The sequence below is a fragment of the Phocaeicola sartorii JCM 17136 = DSM 21941 genome, from assembly GCF_054653615.1.
Genome location: NZ_BAAIFW010000005.1, coordinates 3,840,801 through 3,863,799, shown reverse-complemented (window position 1 = coordinate 3,863,799; position 22,999 = coordinate 3,840,801). Strand labels below are relative to the sequence as shown.

At 40.6% G+C, this 22,999-nt stretch carries 14 protein-coding genes, 2 tRNA genes and 1 pseudogene; 11 read left to right on the top strand and 6 right to left on the bottom strand.

The window, feature by feature from the left end; translation table 11 throughout:
* Positions 1 to 47: 47 nt before the first annotated feature.
* Positions 48 to 1,604 (bottom strand): annotated as a pseudogene (locus ACYQ0C_RS16310) (IS1182 family transposase); the annotation flags it as partial.
* A gap of 138 nt (positions 1,605 to 1,742) precedes the next feature.
* Entirely contained in the window at positions 1,743 to 2,096 is a 354-nt protein-coding gene (rplS, locus tag ACYQ0C_RS16305; RefSeq protein ID WP_016275520.1) for a 50S ribosomal protein L19, read from the bottom strand.
* A gap of 198 nt (positions 2,097 to 2,294) precedes the next feature.
* On the opposite strand from rplS, the gene ACYQ0C_RS16300 reads away from it, so the two are divergent.
* The 4 genes from ACYQ0C_RS16300 to ACYQ0C_RS16285 all read left to right on the top strand — a co-directional run bounded on the left by ACYQ0C_RS16300 (position 2,295) and on the right by ACYQ0C_RS16285 (position 7,237).
* Complete coding sequence (locus ACYQ0C_RS16300; protein ID WP_016275521.1) at positions 2,295 to 3,074, top strand: 5'-nucleotidase C-terminal domain-containing protein; 780 nt, start codon at positions 2,295 to 2,297, stop codon at positions 3,072 to 3,074.
* A 12-nt stretch (positions 3,075 to 3,086) separates the two neighbouring features.
* On the top strand, positions 3,087 to 3,929 hold the full coding sequence (locus ACYQ0C_RS16295) for a bifunctional metallophosphatase/5'-nucleotidase (RefSeq protein WP_016275522.1): 843 nt from the start codon (positions 3,087 to 3,089) through the stop codon (positions 3,927 to 3,929).
* Between the two features lie 44 nt (positions 3,930 to 3,973).
* Complete coding sequence (locus tag ACYQ0C_RS16290; protein ID WP_016275523.1) at positions 3,974 to 6,952, top strand: serine hydrolase domain-containing protein; 2,979 nt, start codon at positions 3,974 to 3,976, stop codon at positions 6,950 to 6,952.
* Between the two features lie 117 nt (positions 6,953 to 7,069).
* On the top strand, positions 7,070 to 7,237 hold the full coding sequence (locus ACYQ0C_RS16285; RefSeq protein WP_005841910.1) for a 4Fe-4S ferredoxin: 168 nt from the start codon (positions 7,070 to 7,072) through the stop codon (positions 7,235 to 7,237).
* A 370-nt stretch (positions 7,238 to 7,607) separates the two neighbouring features.
* On the opposite strand, the gene ACYQ0C_RS16280 is transcribed toward ACYQ0C_RS16285, so the two are convergent.
* The 4 genes from ACYQ0C_RS16280 to ACYQ0C_RS16265 form a co-directional block, all read right to left on the bottom strand.
* Positions 7,608 to 8,801 (bottom strand): pyridoxal phosphate-dependent aminotransferase, encoded by a 1,194-nt coding sequence (locus ACYQ0C_RS16280; protein WP_016275525.1) that lies wholly within the window; start codon positions 8,799 to 8,801, stop codon positions 7,608 to 7,610.
* A gap of 125 nt (positions 8,802 to 8,926) precedes the next feature.
* Complete coding sequence (locus ACYQ0C_RS16275) at positions 8,927 to 10,141, bottom strand: bifunctional 3,4-dihydroxy-2-butanone-4-phosphate synthase/GTP cyclohydrolase II (RefSeq protein WP_016275526.1); 1,215 nt, start codon at positions 10,139 to 10,141, stop codon at positions 8,927 to 8,929.
* 2 nt (positions 10,142 to 10,143) lie between these two features.
* On the bottom strand, positions 10,144 to 12,042 hold the full coding sequence (locus tag ACYQ0C_RS16270; protein WP_016275527.1) for an LptF/LptG family permease: 1,899 nt from the start codon (positions 12,040 to 12,042) through the stop codon (positions 10,144 to 10,146).
* A gap of 83 nt (positions 12,043 to 12,125) precedes the next feature.
* Positions 12,126 to 12,512 (bottom strand): START-like domain-containing protein, encoded by a 387-nt coding sequence (locus ACYQ0C_RS16265; RefSeq protein WP_016275528.1) that lies wholly within the window; start codon positions 12,510 to 12,512, stop codon positions 12,126 to 12,128.
* A 203-nt stretch (positions 12,513 to 12,715) separates the two neighbouring features.
* Between ACYQ0C_RS16265 and ACYQ0C_RS16260 the strand changes: the two genes are divergently transcribed.
* The 7 genes from ACYQ0C_RS16260 to ACYQ0C_RS16230 all read left to right on the top strand — a co-directional run bounded on the left by ACYQ0C_RS16260 (position 12,716) and on the right by ACYQ0C_RS16230 (position 22,989).
* Positions 12,716 to 12,789, top strand: a tRNA-Met gene (locus tag ACYQ0C_RS16260).
* A gap of 61 nt (positions 12,790 to 12,850) precedes the next feature.
* Positions 12,851 to 12,924: transfer RNA gene (locus tag ACYQ0C_RS16255), tRNA-Met, on the top strand.
* A 155-nt stretch (positions 12,925 to 13,079) separates the two neighbouring features.
* Entirely contained in the window at positions 13,080 to 15,902 is a 2,823-nt protein-coding gene (locus ACYQ0C_RS16250) for a two-component regulator propeller domain-containing protein (RefSeq protein WP_016275529.1), read from the top strand.
* A gap of 235 nt (positions 15,903 to 16,137) precedes the next feature.
* Entirely contained in the window at positions 16,138 to 17,364 is a 1,227-nt protein-coding gene (locus ACYQ0C_RS16245) for a glycoside hydrolase family 88 protein (protein ID WP_016275530.1), read from the top strand.
* A gap of 24 nt (positions 17,365 to 17,388) precedes the next feature.
* Positions 17,389 to 17,934: a sigma-70 family RNA polymerase sigma factor gene (locus tag ACYQ0C_RS16240; RefSeq protein ID WP_016275531.1), complete on the top strand. Its 546-nt coding sequence runs from the start codon at positions 17,389 to 17,391 to the stop codon at positions 17,932 to 17,934.
* 140 nt (positions 17,935 to 18,074) lie between these two features.
* Entirely contained in the window at positions 18,075 to 21,152 is a 3,078-nt protein-coding gene (locus ACYQ0C_RS16235) for a SusC/RagA family TonB-linked outer membrane protein (RefSeq protein WP_016275532.1), read from the top strand.
* 10 nt (positions 21,153 to 21,162) lie between these two features.
* Positions 21,163 to 22,989 (top strand): RagB/SusD family nutrient uptake outer membrane protein, encoded by a 1,827-nt coding sequence (locus ACYQ0C_RS16230; protein WP_016275533.1) that lies wholly within the window; start codon positions 21,163 to 21,165, stop codon positions 22,987 to 22,989.
* Positions 22,990 to 22,999: the final 10 nt, after the last annotated feature.

The following is a 22,999-nucleotide window of genomic DNA, read 5'->3' as shown; positions in this document are numbered from 1 at the left end:
AATAGAACAACTGTAAGCTCATAAAACGGTCTAATCAGCCAATCCATACCTTCTTTAGTCATTTTTGCACACATCTTTTTTATATTGAAGGCAATGGCAAAGAAGGCAAAGTCCATGAAGACCTTATCCTTTCCAAAATGGCGGAAACGTTTGTAATTCATATTGTTTTTCATTTGTCCGAACACGGCTTCCGGTTCTATGCATCTCTGTCCTCTGTGTTTCAGTCCTTCCTCTGAGCAGAGCAGCTCTTTGGCTTTTTGCTTGTATTCTCTGAGTCTGTGATTCAACTCTATCGTTCTGTTCCCCTTTGCTTTAAAACATCGGCATCTTAGCGGACAGCCCTCACATCTGATGGCTCTGTACCTGGCATTTTCGCTGACATATCCGGATGCTGTTTTCACATGTCTAGTCCCTATCCTTTGCATCTTCTGTCCCATGGGGCAGATACAAAAGTCATGTTCTTCATTGTAGTAGAAGTTTTCCGCCTTGAACGGGTCCGGTTTGAACCTCGGCCGCTGTTCCATGTGGAAGTAGTTGTACTTGACGTAGGCTTCCATACCGTTTTCTGACATGAAACGGTAATTCTCCTCAGAACCGTAGCCGGAATCGGCAACCACCGTATGGGCCAGCCTGTCATATCTGCTTGAGAAGGATTGCAGGAAAGGTATCAGGGTCAGTGTATCCGTAGGGTTCGGGAAGAGTGCAAAGTCAGTAATGAACTGGTTCCCGGTGCCGATCTGGAGGTTGTAACCGGGCTTTGTCTGGCCGTTACGCATGGCATCCTCCTTCATTCTCATAAAAGTAGCGTCATTGTCCGTTTTGGAATAGGAGTTCCTGTCCTGCAGCGTGTCCAGACGGTTGTCGTATTCCTGCAGCTTGTCCCTGTGCTCTTCCAGCTCCTTCAGCTGTTTGCGTTTCTTTTTCAACGCAGTCTTTTCCTCTTTCGTGGAGGGTTCAGGAACCTGTTCGAGTGCTTGACGCAATTCTCCCGCCATTTCAGTCAGCATGGCCGGAGTGAAATCAATCTCCTCATTGCTTTCCGATGAGTTCTCCTGGGCGATGTCATCGTCTATCTGTTCCAACAGGACATGTATCTTCTTCATCAGACGTTCACGGTTCCGCCCAACCGTTTTCCGCCAGACGAAAGTATACTTGTTGGCTTTGGACTCAATCTTTGTCCCGTCAATGTATTCCACATTCAAGCTGATGAAGCCTTTGGAAGAGAGAAGGAGTACGGTTTGGGTAAACACCTCGTTGATTTCCTTCTTCACCCGGTTACGGAAACGGTTGATGGTGATGAAATCAGGTCTCTCATATCCGGCAAGCCAGATATAATGGATGTCACGGTGAAGGAGCTTTTCGATTTTCCGGCAGGAGTAGATGTTGTTCATATAGGCATACAGAATGACCTTGAGCATCATCCTGGGATGGTAAGGGCTGCGGCCGCATTCCTTATACAACTTTCTGAAACTTTCAAGGTTCAGGCTCTCAACCAGAGCGTTAACCATGCGCACCGGTTCGTTTTCTGCAATATCCTCGTCTATTCTTGGAGGAAAAAGCACTGTTTGGTTGGAATTGTAAGGACGAAAATGTATCTTTGTCATAGTATAAAATGTTATGCCTAAAGATACAAAATCTTTAGGTAATAACAAAGCCCCTGCTTGTGAAAGTCGGGGCTTTGTGCATAAAAAAAGAGGTGTGCATTTTGACACACCTCCTTTTTATGTAGGAAATGATAAATCTTACAGATTAACTCTTTTTTCCTGAATTCTAGCTTTCTTGCCGGTAAGAGCACGTAAGTAGTACAATTTAGCACGACGAACTTTACCAACTTTATTAACAGTGATACTGTCGATAGCCGGAGATTCGATAGGGAAAATACGTTCAACACCTACAGTTCCAGACATCTTACGAACGGTGAAACGTTTTTTGTCACCATGTCCAGCGATTTTGATAACAACACCACGGTACAACTGTACACGTTCCTTGCTACCTTCAACGATACGGTATGCTACTGTAATAGTATCACCAGCTTTGAATGAAGGATGCTGTTTGCCAGTAGCAAATGCTTCTTCAGCAATTTTAATTAAATCCATTTTCTTTGATTTTAAATTGTTTATCGTTACCAACGCAACATATCAAGTAACTCTTCTTTGACAGCGATTGCGCGAAAGCGGTGCAAAATTACTAGATTTTTGTCATACAGCCAAATATAAATTCAATTATTTTTCATCTCATATCGTTGGCTGCAACCTCTTTTTTAACTACATTTGGGCAATAAACAACGAATAAACATGAGACCAAACCGAATTATGTGTATGATTTCGGCAGGAATAGCAGCCGGAGTTTTTATGTTTTCAAGCTGTCAATCAGGGTATTCACTGGCTTCGGTTGAAGGAGGCAGGATAGAAGTGACAGCAGCATGGGATGCTAGTCCGGACTCGGCAGCAGTCGCTGTTCTGGCTCCTTATCAAAAAACGGTAGATAGTATAATGTCCCCGGTGATAGGCCGGAGTGCCCGTTTTATGGATCGTTTTCGTCCCGAAAGTGAATTGTCTAATTTGGTGGCGGATATTCTGCGTCGCTCTGCTTCCGCATATATAGGACGTATCGCCGATGTGGGAGTGACGAATATGGGCGGACTGCGTACGGCTTTGCCCGAGGGAAATATTACTTACGGTAATATTTATGAAATAACTCCCTTTGAAAATACCTTGTGCATTGTTACCATGAATGGTATCTTGCTGCGTGAGCTTTTTGAAAACATAGCTGCCGTGCACGGGGAAGGATTAAGCGGAGCCCGTTTGGAAATCTCTAGAGACGGAAAACTGCTGAACGCTACGGTAGGCGGGAAAGAGATAGAGGAAACCCGGGAGTATAAAGTGGCTACATTGGATTATCTGGCTGAGGGAAATGACCACATGACTGTTTTTACTAAAGTGGCCGATGCGGATAAATTGTTGCCTGAAAAGGCCACAGTACGTCAGTTGTTTCTGAACTATGTGAGTGAACAAACGAAAGCCGATAAGAAAATAGACTCAAAAATAGAGGGAAGAATTACTGTTAAAGAATAAAACAGCCTTATCATGAAACGAATATATGTATTGTTTACTGCTTTGTGCGTATGTAGTGTACTGGCAGCCCAAGATGTCAAAGAACTCTTGATACTTCATACCAATGATACCCATAGCCGTGTGGAACCTATTCCTGTCACAGATCCGAATCCGGAGTTTGCAGGAAAAGCCGGCTTTGTACGCCGTGTAACCTTAATAAAAGAAATGCGGAAAGAGAATAAAGATTTGTTGCTGTTTGATTGTGGCGACTTTTCACAAGGTTCTCCTTATTATAATATGTTTGGCGGTGAGGTTGAAGTGAAGCTGATGAATGAAATGGGGTATGATGCCGGTACTATTGGTAATCATGAATTTGATTTTGGTCTGGATAATATGGCGCGTCTTTTCAAAATGGCCGTTTTCCCTATTGTTTGTGCTAATTATGGTGTACAAGGAACTGTTTTGGAGGGGCTTGTCAAACCGTATGTTGTTTTGGAACGTAAGGGGGTAAAGATCGGTGTGTTCGGACTGAGTCCTGCGTTAGAGGGGTTAGTGCAGGCGAAAAACTGTGAAGGGGTGATTTTTGAAAATCCGATAGAAGCTGCCCGGCGTGTGGCGGATGTATTGAAGAATCAGGAAAAATGTGATCTGGTGGTTTGTTTGTCTCATTTGGGATGGCAGGGAAAAAACTATTCTGACGAGACGTTGATTTCCAATACTCGTAACATTGATATTGTCTTGGGGGGGCATTCGCATTCTTATTTTGATAAGACTCTGTTTTATAAGAATTTAGATGGCAAAGAGATCCCGCTACAACAAATGGGGAAAAATGCTGTTTATGTGGGGAAAATGAAAGTAAAGATGGAAAAGAATTGATACTTGCCCTTGCATGGAGGAAGAACTATAATTGAAGAAACTAGATGAGGAAAAATGTATTGTTATTTATAGGCTTATGTATTGTCGGATGTGTGATGACGTATGCACAGCAGGTACCTGGTGTGTTGCAAAAGGGGGGGGCGGATATTCAGGACTGCAAGGCATGGGTGGATGAACGGCTTTCTGGAATGACTTTGAAGGAAAAGATAGGGCAACTGTTCATACATACGGTGGCTCCTCTTCAGACCCAGCGGAATAAAAATAATATATATGCAGCTATAAAGGAATATAAAGTAGGAGGATTGCTTTTTTCAGGCGGTCAGTTGTCCAACCAGGTTTTATTGACTAATTATGCGCAGAGTCTGGCGGAAGTGCCTTTGTTCATTACTTTCGATGGCGAATGGGGACTAGCTATGCGTTTGAAGGGAACTCCTCGTTTTCCAAGAAACAGAGTTTTGGGATGCATACAGGATAATGAATTGCTTTATGAATATGGTAAGGAAGTAGCCCGCCAATGTAAGGAAATAGGTGTGCAGATCAATTTTGCTCCGGTAGCTGATGTGGATGTAAATCCTCGGAATCCTGTTATTAACACCCGTTCTTTTGGTGGTGATCCCCGGAATGTGGCTCGGAAGGTGGTGGCTTATGCCCGTGGTTTGGAAGATGGAGGGGTATTGTCTGTCTGTAAACATTTTCCGGGACATGGAGATACGGAAGTGGATTCCCATAAGGCATTGCCGGTTTTGAATTTTGATCGTGCCCGTTTGGATAGTGTTGAACTTTTTCCGTTTAAAGAAGTTGTTAAAGCAGGGTTGGGAGGTATGATGGTTGGGCATTTGGAGGTGCCTGAACTGGGTAAGAATCCGGCTTCGATTTCTTCACATATTATTTATCATTTGCTCTGTCGGGAATTGGGCTTTCAAGGCTTGGTCTTTACAGATGCTTTGGAGATGAAAGGTATTTCGCAGCATGAGAATATATGCGCTCAAGCCTTGATAGCAGGCAATGACTTATTATTGGCTCCCCGTAATTTGAAGAGAGAGCTGGATGGTGTTTTAAATGCCGTAAAAAGTGGAAAGCTATCTGAAGAAGTGATTACGGAGAAATGTCGTAAGGTATTGACTTATAAATATGTTTTAGGGTTGAAAAATAAACCTCACGTCCAACTTTCCGGTCTGGAGAAGCGATTGAACCGTCCGGAAACGAAGGAGCTGATTCTTCGTTTGCAGAAAGCGGCTATAACGGTTCCTGCTAATGCAGGTGGAATCTTGCCCTTGGACTCAAAATTGAAGGGTACGGTGGTGCTGAATATAGGAAAAACGTCCGGTGCGGGGCTTGCTTTTTATAATCGTTTGCAGAAAACACTTCCTCTCACACGTGTCGTTGCTCGTCCGGATTCGATGGAAGCTGTCAGAAGGCAATTGTCCGGTAGTCAGCGTGTGATTGTGGTGATTACTTCGGATGATTACAAAAAATACAGAACAATGCTTGATTCGCTTCCGGATGATCTGCCTGTTGTCTATGTATATCTGATGCCGTTAAAGTCCATGTCGGACCTGAAGGGCTATTGGAAGAAAGCGGCGGCTGTAGTATTGGGACATACTGATGAATCCGTCATTCAGGAGTATGTGGCTGATGTTTTGGTGGGAAAGGCGGTGGCGGACGGACGCTTGTCAGTGGCTGTAGCCGATTTGTTTAAACCGGGTGACGGAGTGACCATGGCTCCTGAGGTGCCTCGTATTTATAGACCCGAGGATTATGGTATGGACTCCAAAATGCTGGAGAAGATAGACGGGATAGCTATGGAAGGAATCAAGGCGAAGGCTTATCCCGGTTGTCAGATTCTGATCTTAAAAGATGGCCAACCAGTCTATGATAAGTCGTTCGGTACTTTCACTTATGAAAGTGCCCGAAAGGTGGGGAAGGATGATTTATATGATCTGGCTTCGTTGACTAAGACAACGGCAACGCTGCTGGCCGTCATGAAACTTTATGATGAAGGTAAATTTGGTTTGACCGACCGCATATCCCAATACATTCCAGCTTTAAAAGGTACGGATAAGGAACGTGTCACTATAGAAGAGCTGTTGTTGCATCAGTCGGGCATTCCCGCTTTTTGGCCTTTTTATAGGGAGGCTATAGATAAAGACAGTTATAAAGGAGCTTTGTACAGAGCGAGACCGGATGCCAGTCATCATACGCAAATAGACACACGGCTGTATGTTATTGATAGGTTCGATTATAAGAAGGAACTGATGGCGGAATCTTTCTCAGCCGATTATCCTTTACAGGTAGCTGACAGTATGTTCCTTCATCGTTCTTTTCGTGATACCATTATAGCACAAATAGGACGTATTCCATTAAAAGACAGGAGATACCGTTATAGTTGCCTGAACTTTATGTTATTGAAGGAAATGGTGGAGAATATCAGTAAAATGCCTATGAATCTTTTTTTGGATAAAGAGTTCTATAAACCGATGAAGATGAACCGTACCGCTTATTTGCCGCTTCGGCAGTTTAAAAAGGAGGAGATTGTTCCTACGGTAAAAGTAGATTATTTGCGTAAAGGAAGGATGCTGCAAGGCTATGTGCATGATGAGGCGGCTGCCTTTATGGGCGGTGTTTCGGGAAATGCCGGCTTGTTCTCTACCGCCTGGGATGTGGCAAAAGTTTATCAGTTATTGATTGATGGCGGAGTTTATAATGGTAAGCGTTATCTGAGCAGGGAGACTTGTGATCTGTTTCTGACTCATACTTCGAATATCAGCAGGAGGGGATTGGGATTCGACAAGCCGGATGTGAAAAATAGTGCGAAAAGTCCGTGTGCGGAGGAAGCCCCTGAAGAAGTGGTAGGACATACAGGTTTTACCGGAACTTGTGCCTGGGCGGATCCGAAAAATCATCTGGTTTTTGTTTTTCTGAGTAATCGGATTTATCCGCGTCCTTTTGACCATAAACAGTTGATGCGGCTAAACATCCGTCCTCGTATGCAACAGGTTATGTATCAGGCGTTGATGAAATGATCATATTTAGATTAAATACAAATTAGTGCATTTTTGTAATCTCTATGTGACAACTAATAGAGAAAAGCTGTATATTTGCTCTATCAATTAGTACTAATAATTTAATAATTAAAGAAAATGGCTTACGTAATTAGTGACGATTGTATCGCTTGCGGTACTTGTATCGATGAATGCCCGGTAGAAGCAATTTCTGAAGGCGATAAGTATTCTATCAATCCGGATCTGTGTACAGAATGCGGAACTTGTGCTGATGCTTGTCCTTCTGAAGCTATTCACCTTGGCTAAGAAGCAATACAATTTTGTTCTTTAAAGTAAAAAAACGATCGTTTCTATATCAATGGAAACGGTCGTTTTTTGTTTTTCTTAAAGTTTGTATGTCTGCTTTTTACATAAAGGGCCTTGGAATCAGATTCATCATTAAAAGATCTTATCTGCATCCCTAAACTTTTTCTGACATTAGGTTAAGTTTTTTTTCTTGTTTGTTTTATCTCCGCAAGCTTATGGAGATAACTCCAAAGGCTATGGAGATAGCATACATCCGTGTAAAAAGATTTGATTTAAAGAAAGAAAAGGCTTATGCTATAGGGTGGGGTATGATAAGAGACAGGCATTATAGAAGAATCCGGATGCCTGTCTCTAGTTGGATAAGGATATCTTATTTTAATAGGGCTAATGCTTCGTTGATACGGCACATGGCTTTTACAATATTTTCATCAGAAGTAGCATAACTCATGCGGATGCATTCGGGAGAACCGAATGAAGTGCCTCCTACACATGCCACATGACCTACTTCAAGCAGATACATTGCTAAATCGTCAGCATTATTGATTTTGCGGTCACCGGCAGATTTACCAAAGAAAGAATCACATTTAGGGAACAAGTAGAATGCTCCTTGAGGTATGTTTACTTCAAATCCCGGAATCCCCTTTGCCAGTTTTACAATCAGGTCACGACGGCGCTGGAATGCTTGGCGCATTTCCTCTACGGGAGCCTGAGTGCCTGTATAGGCAGCTTCGGCAGCTTTCTGGGAAACAGAACATGGACCTGAGGTATATTGTCCTTGCAACTTGTTTACAGCTTTTACAATCCATTCCGGACCGGCAATGAACCCGATTCTCCATCCTGTCATAGCGTATGCTTTTGAGACACCGTTTACAATGATTACATTGTCGTGGATCTCGGGGAATTGGGCGATGCTTTCATGTTTGCCGTTGTATGTGATATGTTCGTAAATTTCATCGGCTATAACATATACTTGCGGGTGTTTTGCCAGGACAGCAGCCAGACCAGCCAGTTCTTCCTTGGTATAAACAGAACCGGTGGGATTTGACGGAGAGCAAAGAATCAATGCTTTGGTCTTGGGAGTAATCGCTGCCTCCAGTTGTGCGGGGGTGATTTTGAAATCCTGATCAATACCGGCCGTAACAATAACAGGGGTTCCGTCAGCTAATTTCACCATCTCAGGATAACTTACCCAATAGGGGGCGGGGACTATAACTTCATCACCATCATTAACTAGAGCCATAATCGTATTACAAACAGACTGCTTGGCACCGTTTGCGCAGGAGATTTGTGCAACTGTATAGTCCAATCCGTTTTCATTCTTCAGTTTGGCTACGATAGCGTTGCGAAGTGCAGGATATCCCGGAACCGGAGAATATCTGGAAAAGTTATCATCTACAGCTTTTTTTGCTGCTTCTTTGATGTGGTCCGGGGTATTGAAGTCCGGTTCACCCACACTTAAATTAATGACATCAACTCCTTGTGCTTTTAACTCATTGCTCTTTTGAGACATGGCCAATGTTGCTGAAGGAGACAAACGGTTCAGACGATCTGATAATTGGTTCATTGCTATTGTTTTTAATGTGTTTAAGTTTATTTGCTGCAAAATAAAGGATAATATCTCAATTATGAAAGTAACTCAGGTGGAATCGTATAAAAAATGATATGATTTTGCCTGAGTTGTTGTGTTTTTTATTTGCTGAAGTGCAATGTATGTCCCATTCTGTCTTTTTTGGTTTTTAAATAACGTTCGTTATATTTGTTGGGCGTAATTTCAATGGGAACATTTTCAACGATGGATAAGCCGTATGATTCCAGTCCCACGCGTTTTACAGGGTTGTTTGTCAGCAGACGCATTTGGGTGACGCCTATACTGCGTAGTATCTGTGCTCCGACTCCATAATCGCGTTCATCTGCCTGATGTCCTAAAAGGATATTGGCTTCTACAGTATCTACGCCATTTTCTTGTAATTTATAAGCTTTCATCTTTTCCATCAGCCCTATGCCTCTTCCTTCCTGATTTAAATAAACAACGGCGCCTTTTCCTTCTTTCTCAATCATTTGCAACGCTTTGTGCAGTTGTTCTCCACAGTCACAACGCATGGATCCGAAAATATCACCAGTGGCACAAGAAGAATGCACGCGTACCAGAACGGGCTCTCCTTCTTTTATTTCACCTTTTATAATAGCGATGTGTTCTAAACCATTGCTTTTCTGGCGGAAAGGTATCAGACGGAAGTGACCGTATTCAGTCGGCATGTCCACTTCCACTCCTTTTTCTACTAATGACTCTTTTTTCAGGCGATAGGCAATCAAGTCACGGATGGAAATAAGTTTCAGACCCCATTCGTCGGCCATTTTCCTTAGTTCGGGCAGACGTGCCATAGTTCCGTCCTCACTCATTATTTCCATCAGTGCGGCAGCAGGGTATAGTCCTGCCAGACGCGCCATGTCGATGCTGGCTTCTGTATGACCTGCACGTCTCAGTACGCCTTTGTCTTGTGCATATAGTGGGTTGACATGTCCCGGACGTCCGAATGTCTCGGGAGTCGATGCGGGGTCGGCAAGGGCGCGGATGGTGGCGGCCCGGTCGTGGATGGAGACTCCGGTGCTGCAACCTTCCAGTTTGTCTACCGTTACTGTGAAGGGGGTTCCCAATACCGATGTGTTTGTATCTACCTGATGGGGTAATTCCAATTCCTTGCAACGGGAAATGGTGATAGGTGCACAAAGTACGCCACGCGCATGTTTCAGCATGAAATTGACTTGTTCGGGAGTAATTTTTTCTGCAGCAACAATTAAATCGCCTTCGTTCTCACGATCTTCGTCATCCACTACAATAACAAACTTACCTTCACGGAAGTCAGCTATTGCTTCTTCGATGGTATTTAGTTTTAATTCTTCCATAGTCAAATTATAAATGATTTATTGTTTATTCTTTCTTGAATTTCCCGGTTGGTATGGATGATGTTTTTTAAATCTTTGTCCAGCCGGATGCTGAACCGCCAGATGCGGAAATAGAAGAACAGGCCTACCGGTACAATGATTCCTGCCAGTAAATTCAGCCATTGGTTGTTGAACGGACTTTTATGGGCTTTGGTGGACAAAATGGGATATTTATTCAAGTATTCCAATAATACTCCATCCTTGCTGTTGGATAATTCTTCTATGAGCCGTTCCATTTTGGCGCTGATACCGGCTATGACATCATCGTGTCTCTTGTTGGTGAAGATACGGATATAGTTAGGTGCGTTTGTCAGCCGATGCCGTGCAGCATATTCATTGCAGGCATTGCACAGCTCGTCCAGTTCTATTGGTATGCGCGTGTAATCCGGATCTTCTATAATCACCTCCTTCTTGAATACATGGCGTGAGGGGCGCAGGCCCAGCAGCATACGGAAGAAGTTGATATATATTTCAGCGTTGAACACCACCGAGTCATTGTTTGATTTATAAGTAAAGAAAGCTCCGATGGGGGCAAGCACAAGGGAACTCATCCATACACCCAATATCATATTCATTTCGCCACTTTTAGCTACACGGGTTGCTCCAGAGTCAATGATATAATAGATTACGAAAATCAGGACCGATACCACTACGGGCATTCCTAAACCTCCTTTGCGGATGATGGCTCCCAAAGGCGCGCCGATGAAGAAGAAAATCAAACAGCTTAGGGAGAGGGTGATTTTTTTGTGCCAGTCGGCTTCGTGTTTTCGGATATTGTTGTCCGCATCTGTGGTTTGATAGCTTTTCATGTTCCATTCGCTAGCCAGTGATTCGGTACGATCCGCCGCACTACCCAGTGTCTTGTCTTTTTCTGCCAACGTATAGGAGTTGAACAGGCTGTCCACATTGATTTTGTTGTTTGTCTCAACTATTTTTACAGAGTCTGCTTTCGACAATACGATATTGCGATAAGTTGAGGCTTTTATTTCATTGTACATGCTTCTTCCCAGACTGTCGGCACGATGGCTCAGCGAGTCAATGGACTGGCTGATTTCAATCATGTTCTTACTGTCCGAACGGTCACTTAAAAAACTGCCGTCTACCATATTGAATCCGCCGTCAAATTCAATAATGGTATGTTTCTCTCTGAAAGTTTCACGTCGATAGGGGACATTATTGGACGAAATGGTCTGCGATTTCAGATTTTCGAACTGTTCTCCGTTATACAGATGCAGATACAGATGTTGTTTGTCTGCTGTCATCTCCATTTTTCCTTCGGAAGCCCATATGATGTGGGCGTTTTCAAATCCGTCTGAGAAGTTGTAGATCAGCACATCTTTCAGCATTCCCGTTTCACGGTCTTTCTGTTTTACATATATATTATATCCCTCGATTTCGTCGTAAAATACCCCTTCCGGAATGTCCAGTTCAGGTGAAGTCTGTTTCATGGACACTAGTAAAGTCAGCAGTTTGATCTGCGCTTTGGGGGCTATGACGTTTTGAAAATAAAAAGAGGTGCAACACAGGAAGGTGCAGAAAATAATCAGTGGGCGTATGATCCTTAATAAAGGAATGCCCGCTGCTTTCATAGACAGCAATTCATATCTTTCGCCAAAGTTGCCGAATGTCATCAAGGCGGCTAATAAGATTGCCAAAGGCAGGGATAAAGGAATCAGGGTCAGAGCAGAATAAAAGAAAAATTGTGCCAAAACACTCATCTCCAATCCTTTTCCGACCAACTCATCTACATACCTCCATAGAAACTGCATCATGAAGATGAAGAGACAGATAAAAAAAGTACCTATAAAGAGCATCAAAAAGCTCTTCAAGATAAATATATCTAATTTTTTTACGCGTAGCATTATTTCATTTTGTGCAACTATCAAGGCACAAAATTAGCATAAAAAACGGAGAGCAAAGACAACTTTTGCATATTTTTATAGAATTACAGTCCACTTACCCTTTTTAGCTTTTCTATTTCGGAGTCCCAAAGCTCTTTCGTATCTTCTATTTCATCGGGTTCTGCCCAATCAATCACCTCCAGCATATAGTCGGAAGTCAGTTCATTATAGACCATTTTCAATTCAAAATAGGCTTTAGGGTCTTCATCATCCAGCCATCGGAAACGTATAAAACTGTTAACCCGGAAGTTTACCACTTCAACTTGCCTTGTTTCTGTTTTCCCCCAATGAAAGGTGAATACTTTGTCTTTGAATGTCACCTTGTCCGCAAACCATGTCTCCAGGCCGGATGGGGTACTAATAATAGACCACACGATATTGCCGGAGCCGGCTTTCAACATGTACTCCAAACGAATTTTTTCTTTTCCCATAGGTTAGCTTTTTAAAGTTTCGGTGGCAAATTAAGCCAAATTTTCTTATTTACCATAATAAATACTATGTTTTTTGAAATATTTATCGTCCCCATACTAAGCTGTTTTTCTATTAAAACATAAATTTAGCAAGAAAAAGTTCTCTGGAATGTTGCAAGATTCAAAATAACTCCCTATCTTTGCACCCGCAATTGAGAAATGATGGCGGGATAGCTCAGCTGGTTAGAGCGCATGATTCATAATCATGAGGTCCCCAGTTCAATCCTGGGTCCCGCTACAATGAACAATTTTAGACTGTTGAGAGGCTTCCACTCTTGGCGGTCTTTTTAAAAAAAGATGGCGGGATAGCTCAGCTGGTTAGAGCGCATGATTCATAATCATGAGGTCCCCGGTTCAATCCCGGGTCCCGCTACACAGAAACAAGGTATTTATGAGTTCCTATCATGAATACCTTGTTTCTGTTTTATCTATATGGACTTATTTTTCTTCGCATAAAGAATCATAATTGAATAATTTTTATGTAAATTTGCTACTTATATCAATCAAAGTTGTAACTTTAGCTGAATTATGAGAAACGCATTCTATAGGGAAGGGAATTTGTGGCTGTATAGATTCTGCCTTTGGGTGGCGGTTTTATTATGGCTGCCTGTATCCTTGTCGGCTGTTGACTTTCCGGATTTAACTTTTCGTACTATTACTATTTCGGACGGTTTGTCTAACAATATTGTTAATACCATTTATAAAGATAAAAGAGGGTTTACTTGGTTGGGCACCCAGACCGGACTGGATCGTTTTGACGGTATCAATGTGAAAAGTTTTTTTCAGTTTTCAGGACGTACCATTTTTTCCATAGCCGAAACGGATTCTGTTTATTTGTGGGTGGGTACGGATAAAGGGTTATGGAGGCTTGACAGGAAAACAGACCAAGTGAAACCGGTCGCTTTGGATACAAAGTCATTGGAGGTTAGAGCGGTTTTTGTCAGTCGGACAGGGCGATTATTGGTTGGAACCACTCACGGACTTTTTATCTATCAGGAGAATGATTTCAGCAAGGTGCTTTTCGGATCAAATGCTTTGTCTTCTACCAATTTTCTCACCGGCATTGTGGAAGGGCATAAAGATACTTTTTGGTTGACTTCACAAGGTGGTTTGATAGAATATAATATTGCAACTGGCCAATCGGAAGTATATACTTATCAGGATGATGAGAAGGTTGTCGGTTATTTTTCTTGTCTGGCTCTTTTGAAAGAAAAGTTATATTTAGGAACCGCCGGTAATGGAATGCTGGTTTTTGATATCGGTAAGAAGACTTTTTCTATTTGTCCAGAAGTGGAAAATGGATATATAAAAAGTATCGTTGCTGCTAATGATGAGGTATGGGTGGGGACAAACGGAAGTGGCATTAGAATAATCAGTGCATCTACAGGAAAAGAATTGTCGGCTATAGAGCATACCTCGAATGCGGATGCTATTTGCTCTAATGCTGTTTATTCTTTGTTGAAAGAGGATGATATGCTTTTTGTAGGTACTTACATGGGCGGATTAAGTTATACTCCGGTTCATGGAAGTTTCTTTTCTGTCTATTCTTGTCCGGAGCTTTTTAATTCTTATAATCTGAATGTACGTGCTTTTTGGGTGGATGCAGATGGAAAAAAAGTAATAGGTACGCGTGACGGACTGTATTATATCTCTGAAACGGAAAGAAAGATAAGGCATTATACACACCGGAATTCCATTTTGCGCTCGGATATAATTTTGTCAGTAAAACCTTTCAATCGGGATTTTTTAATTGGAACTTATGGAGGGGGCTTGTACTTGCTTCACAGGAATACGGGGGAACTTTCCTTTTTTCAATCGGATCCATGTTTTATGCAAGGGTCATTTAATGGATATGAAAGGGATGGAAACAATAAGTTATGGATCGGCAGTTCTAAGGGCGTGTATGTATATGACCATTCGACAGGGGAATATGGGGTTTATAACAGTCGTAATTCTTCTTTGTCAGTTAATTCGGTTTTTTCATTAAAGGCAGATTCGAAGGGCAGGATGTGGCTGGGTACGGGAGGAGCCGTTTTTATGTATGATAGGGCTGCTGGAGTATTTAAATCGGATGTTTTTCCAGAACATGTTTTGCCATATACTAAAAGTGTACGGTTCATTTATGAGGATAAAAAGAAGAATTTGTGGTTTTGTGATGATAAAGAAGGGGTGATTAAGGTGGATGAGTCTTTTACGACATTTGAACACATCACGATTAATGATTTTTTGCCGAATAATTCTGTGATGAGCATAGTGGAAGATCCTAAGAACGGCGGGTTATGGTTTGCTACTCAGAGGGGGTTGCTATATATAAAGGAAGAGGGAAATTATCATAAGATTTTTTCCTTATACGATGGCATTCCCGGATATATTTTTAATTCTCCGGTACAGATAACGGATGATAATATGGTTTGGTGGGGAAATGAACGCGGATTGGTTTGTTATGATGCAGTAAAGAGCTGGAATGAGATAGGGATAAAAGATGTCCAGCCTCCCGTGATTACTTCTATTTCAGTAGCAGGCAGACCTTTGTGCCCGGGAGAGACGTTAATGCCCGTTTCTGCTCCATTTATGGATGAGGTGTTTCTGTCTGCAAATGATAATAATATTTCATTCACTTTCTCAGCCTTGAACTATGCAGTGGAGAATACGGATTTATACGAGTATTGTTTGGAAGAATATGATAAGGAATGGAAAACTTTGATGAAAGGAAACCAGGTTTCTTATACAGAACTTCCAGTTGGTGATTATGTGTTTAAGGTCAGGGCGGCTTCCAATCCTGCTGCAATAAAAGCGGTAAGGGTGGTTGTTGCCGGAAGTACGTCGTTTATAAGATGGATTGTGGTGTTAAGTGTAGTCGTTTGTTGTATCCTTATTTATTTTTACTCCGGGTTATTGGGGAAGTATCGCAGAATGAAGGAGTATATAAATAAAAAGACGGAATCATCCGAAGAAAACCGGAAAGAAAAATATCAAAAATCAAAGATGGAGGAGAAAACGGCCATGCTCATTATTGGGAAACTGAATGAGTGTATGGAAAAAGATCGGTTATATTTGAATCCTGATTTAAAATTGCAGGATGTGGCAAAAGTGGTGAAATGTAATACTGGGGAGTTGTCCCAAGTGCTGAATATGTTTATGAATATTGGTTTCACGGATTATGTTAATAAATATAGGATAGACGAATTCATAAAAAGAATACAGGATAAGTCTGCCTCCAGATATACCTTGGTTTCTTTGTCGGAACAATGTGGTTTCAGTTCCCGTACTTCTTTTTTCCGTTCGTTTAAGAAGTTTAAGGGAATGTCACCTGCCGAATATATAAAGGAACATGGGATATTTATAGAGTAGCGTTTGGAATAGAGGTGTTATTCTAGTGATTGGATAGAAGAAGAGAGTTTCATATTTTTTTGGAACTCTCTTTTTCTATTGTGCAATTTATTGATTCATAGTGTTGTATGATCTTTTTTGTTTCATCTAGTAGGTTGGGATTAATCCTGCTTTACAGGATGGTTGAAAAGACATTTCAGTTTCTAATTTTGCTGATAGAAAAATATTTTTATCCATTAAAGAAACTGATACAATTATGAAAAGCAGAACTTTTTTTACTCTTGTTTTTATCTTTTTAGTTAGCATTGGATGTTTTTCGTGTAAAACGACTGCTACCGATGATTTTCCTGTTGATTCGGAAATTGCGTATTGCCGGTCTCAGGCTATGCGCACGCTGGTGTCCATTCCTTCGTTAGATAAAATTCCTAATTCTATGGATTTGGATAGTATTAAATGGCGTTATACACAGGCAGGCTCATGGACTTGTGGATTTTGGCCCGGTATCCTTTGGTATTTGTATGAGGATACTAAGGATAATATGTGGAGGGAAGCAGCAGGAAAAGTAACCGATATGATTGCTCCCTTGGCTTACAGGAAAGCAAAGAGTCATGATTCCGGTTTTATTATGATGTGTAGTTTGGGCAACGGTTATCGTTTGACAGGAAAACCGGAATATAAGGAAGGATTGCTGCATGCCGCAGATTCTTTGGCTATGCTTTATAATCCTGTTGTGGGTACTATTTTATCTTGGCCTGGAATGGTGAAAAAGGAAAACTGGCCGCACAATACTATTATTGATAATATGATGAATTTGGAACTTTTGTTTTGGGCTGCGCGGAATGGAGGGGGGCAGTATTTGTATGACATTGCTTGTAAACATGCGGAAACGACTATGAAACATCAATTCCGCAAAGATTATTCATGTTATCATGTAGCGGTGTATGATACGCTGGATGGTCATTTTATGAAAGGAGTTACCCATCAAGGATTGAGTGACGATTCTATGTGGGCCCGTGGTCAGGCATGGGCTATTTATGGATATACCATGGTATATCGTGAAACACATGATGTACGTTTTTTGGATTTTGCCCGGAAGGTATCGGATGTCTATTTGTCCCGTCTTCCCGAAGACATGATTCCTTATTGGGATTTTAATGCTCCGGAATTATCCTCAGGTGAACCGAAAGATGCTTCGGCTGCTGCCATAACGGCCTCTGCCTTATTGGAACTTTCTACTTATATAAATGATAGTGATTCTGCATCTTTCTATCGGAATAAGGCTGTGGAAATGCTTCAGATACTATCTTCTCCGGCATATCAGGCTCGCAATAAAAAAGATGCTTTTTTATTGCATTCGGTTGGGCACATGAACAAGGGATGGGAGGTTGATGCTTCTATTAGTTATGCAGATTACTATTATTTGGAAGCATTGGTACGATTGAAGCGTTTGAAAGAGAAACAATCTGTTTTGGCTAATTTATAAAACCATTGTTAATCCCTCTATATTATGAATACACAATCTGTTAATACCAGTTTTTATCAAAAAGGGGATATCTCCTTGGAGAGAATTTATGGAAAATATAGGAATAGTTTTATTAGATATGCCGGAAAAGTGCTATCTGATGAATTTTATGCTGAAGATGTAGTGCAGGATGTATTTACAGGGTTGTTTCAGCAGACAATTTATTTTGTATCTGAGGCTGCTGCTTTGAAATACATTTATGCAGCAATATATAATCGTGGTATTGATCTGGTACGTCATAGGCAAATAGCACAAAGATACGAGGAGATTTATAGTAATGAAAATAATTGCGTGTCACATGCAGATGGATATAACGATTTGCTGAAAAAAGAGTTTTTTGTAATTGTGGAGAAAAGAATTAAGTCTCTTCCTCCTAAATGTAAACAGATATTTGTTATGAAATTCAAAAAAGAATTTTCTAATCCGGAGATAAGCCGAAACTTAGGCTTGTCATTGAGAACCATAGAGAACCAGCTATATATAGCTAGGGGAGTTCTTCGTAAGCAGACAGATATGTATCTATGTTCTTGATATATTGGGATGATGGAAAATATTTTTTTCTGTTGTTTGAGTGTATGGTGTTTCAGACTCGTTTAATGAGTAAGAAAACATGGAATATGAAATGAGTAAGACTATAAATGATTTGATAAATTAAACTTTAAGTACATGCTATGAAACAGAAAGACAAATTCTTATTATTTTTGGTATTGTCTTGTTTGCCGTTAGGAAATGCGGTTGCAGAGCAAACAGGTGCAGGGTTGTACTCTCCGATTAATCAAGAAGTATTGCAGAATACGGTGAAGGTTACGGGGCAGGTTATTGATTCACAGGGAGAACCGATAATAGGTGCTACGGTAATGGAAAAAGGGACGACCAACGGTATTGTAACTGATTTGGATGGTAATTTTAGTTTGAGTGTTTTTCCTTCTCATAAGTTACAGATATCTTATGTTGGTTTTCAAACTCAAGAATTGAATATTGGTTCCAACCGTTCTTTCAGGATTGTTCTAAAGGAGGATACTGAGTTGTTGGACGAAGTTGTAGTGGTAGGTTATGGTTCGGTAAAGAAATCAGATTTGACAGGTGCTGTAGCTTCTGTTTCTACTCAGGATTTGATAAGAAGTGGTAGAACGGATGCGGTAGGAGCTATGCAAGGGGCTTTGCCAGGTGTGCAAATTCAACGTTCTAATAGTAAACCGGGGGGTGAATATAATATTTTGATTCGTGGTTTGAATACAATTAGCGGAAGTACATCTCCATTAATTGTTGTAGATGGTGTGCCAGGAGCCTCTTTGTCTAATCTGAATCCGGATGATATCGAAAAGATTGATATTTTGAAAGATGCGTCATCTACCGCAATTTATGGTTCTCGTGCTACCAATGGTGTGGTTATGGTTACTACTAAAAAAGGTAAGATAGGTAAGGTAAAAATAGACTATAGTGGCTATGCCGGATATAGGAAATATACGAATATGCCCGATATGATGTCTGGTGAAGAATATGTGCAATTGGCAAGAGAGGCTAAAAGAGCTGGAAATAATAATAAATATGTGGATGATAGCCAAATTTTCACAGCATCAGAGTTAAAGGCTATTCAGGATGGAAATTATTTTGATTGGGTGGATGCTGTTTCTAGTCCAGCATTTATGACAAATCATACTATATCAGCTACCGGAGGTAATGAGATGGCTACTTATGCTTTGTCTGCCGGGTATTATTTTGAGGATGGTATGTTGGAGCCTCAGGAATATTCCCGTTATAATCTGCGTGCTGTTGTGGATGTAACACCTAGTAAATACATGAAATTTGGGATTAATATGTATGGAACTCATTCGGTACGAGATACGGGTAACTCTGACTTGTTACAGGATGCTTTTCGTCTGCGTCCGACTTATCATCCGACTGATTTGCTGACAGGAGAAGAAATGTGGGCTTATTCTAATGGTCAGTATAATGCGTTGACTACCATGAAGAATGAACTGAATAAAACAAAAAAGTATAATTTGCTGAGTAACATTTATCTAGCCATAACTCCAGTCAAAGGATTGACTTTGAAGACCACTTTCTCACCGGATATAAATTTGGAAGAAATAGGCCAGTACAGAGGTAAATACACTAAGGCTAATAAAGGGCAAAATAAAGCAACTAGTAATTATGCGAAAAATAGCTATGTAGATTGGGTCTGGGATAATCTTGTAAATTATAACTTTGAATTGAAGGATCATCGTATGGATTTGACCGGAGTATTCTCCATGCAACAATCGCAAGATGAAAAATTGAGAGGAGTGGGTAATGGATTGTCATATAATTCTTTGTGGTATAATTTGGCAGGAGGATCGGCAAGTAATACTTCTTCTTCCGGTTTTACCAAGACAAATTTGATGTCTTATCTGGCACGTGCCAATTATGTGTATAAGGATAAGTATTTTGTAACGGCAAGTATCCGTTTTGACGGTTCGTCAAAATTAGCTGAAGGCAATAAGTGGGGAAGTTTTCCATCAGCTGCTGTAGCATGGAGAGTGTCAGGAGAAGAATTTATGAAGAGCCTGTCTTGGTTGAGTAATTTGAAGTTACGTTTAAGTTATGGTCAGACTGGTAATGATAATGTGAGTGCATACCAGACACAAGGATCCATTAGTGGTGCCAAATATTATACATTCGGATCCACTGAATCTATCGGATATGTTCCCAATAATTTACGGAATTTGGATCTGGGATGGGAACGTACTACAGAATATAATGTAGGTCTTGACTTCGGATTTTTCAATAATCGGATTTCGGGTAGTGTGGAATATTATAATCGTTTGACGGAAAACTTGATTATGAATAAGACAGTACCTGTTACTACCGGATATGCCTCTGTAAAAGCAAATGTGGGCTCTGTTAGAAATGAAGGGTTTGAGGTAAATATTAATTCGGATAATATCCGTACTAAAGATTTTTCATGGAGAACCAGTTTGAATTTTGCCTATAATAAAAATAAAATTGTAGATTTGCAATATAAGGAAGATTTGACCTCACGTGGATTGTCTTTGGCTGGTATGAGTGGTGATTACAGTAATCTTTGGATTATCGGTCAGCCCATTGATATAAATTATAATTTAATGACATTGGGAGTATGGCAGTTGGATGAAGCTGAAGAAGCTGCTAAATATGGTTGTAAACCTGGTCAATATAAACCTTTGGATTTGAATGAGGATGGTGTGATTGACGATAAAGATCGTGTGATTGATGGTAAACGTACTCCGGATTGGACAGGTGGTATGACTAATACATTTACATATAAGGAATTTGACCTGTCATTTCAAGCAGCTTTCCAAGCGGGTGCCAGAGCTAGAAACCAGTTCTATGTTTCGTATGCATTGGAAAACAACAATCTCAATTTTAATAACTTAAGAAAAGATTATTGGACTCCCGAGAATCCTACTAATGCTTCTGCACAGCCTAGTAACATGGGTACTTATCGAAGCAAGGCAGGATCATGGGGGAATGCAAAATCGGAAATGTCACATACGATGTTCTCAAGTAATTTTCTTAAGATCTCCTATATTACTTTGGGATACACTTTTAAACCATCGGTTCTTGAAAAAATGAAATTAGGCAATTTGCGTTTATATGCGACAGTTCAGAATCCATTTATTTTCTGTGCAAAGGATGTGGTTGATCCTGAACAGTTGAATGTCAGCATCAATACATCGGATGCAATGACTCGAAATGTGATTTTTGGTATTAATTTATCATTCAAATAATTAGGATAGTATGAAAACGAAAAATATATTTACTAAAGGTTTCCTGTTGGCATCTGTGTTTGCTCTTTCGGGATGTTCGTCTTTTTTGGATGAAAAAAATTGGTCTAGCCAGTCTGCCGAAGAGTATTATGCTACGGCTGAAGGATATGAATCTCTTATAAATGGAGCTTATTCTACATTAAAATCTGTATATAATACAACCAACTATTTTCTGTTGACTCAACTTGGAACGGATTTGGGTACTCAGAATGATGGAACGGCAACCAATGCTTTAAATCAGTATACAGTGGATTATGCCAATGATAATGGTACTGTTTACAATCAATGGAAAGTGTTATATGAGTCTTTGAAGAATGTAAATGCTGCCATTGGGCGTGCAACTACGGTCGCTACAAAAGATCAAGATATTTTTGATGGCATTGACAAGGAGGTGTTGGCACAACGGGTTGCGGAAGCTAAGTTCTTGCGGGCGTTATATCTTTTTGAAATCGTAAAAAATTGGGGGCAAGCTCCGTTGATATTGGAAGAACCGACCTCACCTTCTACAACTTCTCAATTGAATAGCGGATCTGATTTTTACAGACAAATTTTGGCAGATTTGCAGGACGTCATAGATTCTTCCCTTCCGGTGAAGCAGACTTCGGCAAATTATGGACGTGTATCAAAAGCGGCTGCTAAACATCTTCGTTCTCTTGTTTATTTGACTCGCGGATATCAGAGTTATGCAGAAGCTGATGATTTTAAAAAGGCTTATGATGATGCTGTAGATGTAATTAAGAATTCAGGACACACATTATTGGATGATTATGCGATGGTCCATCGTCAGGCAAATGAAGAGAACAATGAAATAATTTTCAGTCTTAACTTCTCTGCCGGAGCAGGATGGAATAATAATATTCAGACAGAGTTCTATTTGTTTGTTTATCGTGAAGGTTGGACTGATTTGGGCTTTTCGTCAATTTATTGTAATGATTATGCATCTGTTATGCCGACAAAATATAGTTATTTATTATTTGATTGGAAGAAAGACAGACGTACGGAAGTTACTTTTATGAGTCCATTGAATGGTGATCCGGCGACTTCTATAGACGGACGTGCTTATGGCAGAAATTGGTTTGAGAGTACAAATGGGGTAAATGTAGCAAAAGGTGATACCGTAATTTATTTCCCTGTTCCCGGAGAGAGTGGTTATAAACAATATACAGATGCTGAAAAAGCAGCTGCTAATAATCGTGGACGTTTTTTCTATAATTATCCTAAGGGCTCCTATGCTGATGCTGGAAATGATGATTATTATAAAACTGGTTATCAAAGCTTTAATGCAAAGTCACGTGTTTGGCTTCCTGTTTGGAAATTTAAAGACTGTAATACCCGTTATAACAGTTCGGGAACTGTAGAAAATGGAACTCGTGATATTTATTTGTTCCGGTTGGCCGAGACTTATTTGATTGCTGCTGAGGCTGCTGTTAAAATGGGAGATAACTCTAATGCTTTATATTATATAAACCAAATACGTAAACGTGCCGTGAATAATGCTCCGGAAGGTGGACTGCAAGAATATACCGGTACTGTTACATTGGATAATGTATTGGATGAAAGAGCGTTGGAACTTTATGGAGAAGCGCCACGGTGGAATGACCTGCAACGTACAGGAAAACTGGCAGAAAGAGTCTTGAAATACAATTGGGATGTCACGAATATTACAGGTGGATTGATTCAGACCCAATTAAGTGAAGCTACTTTTAAAAGTAAGTATGCTCTTCGTCCTATTCCTGTTACATGGTTGAATACTTTATCCAATGGTCAGGAATTAGGAAATAATCCGGGCTGGGAGTAATTGAATTATC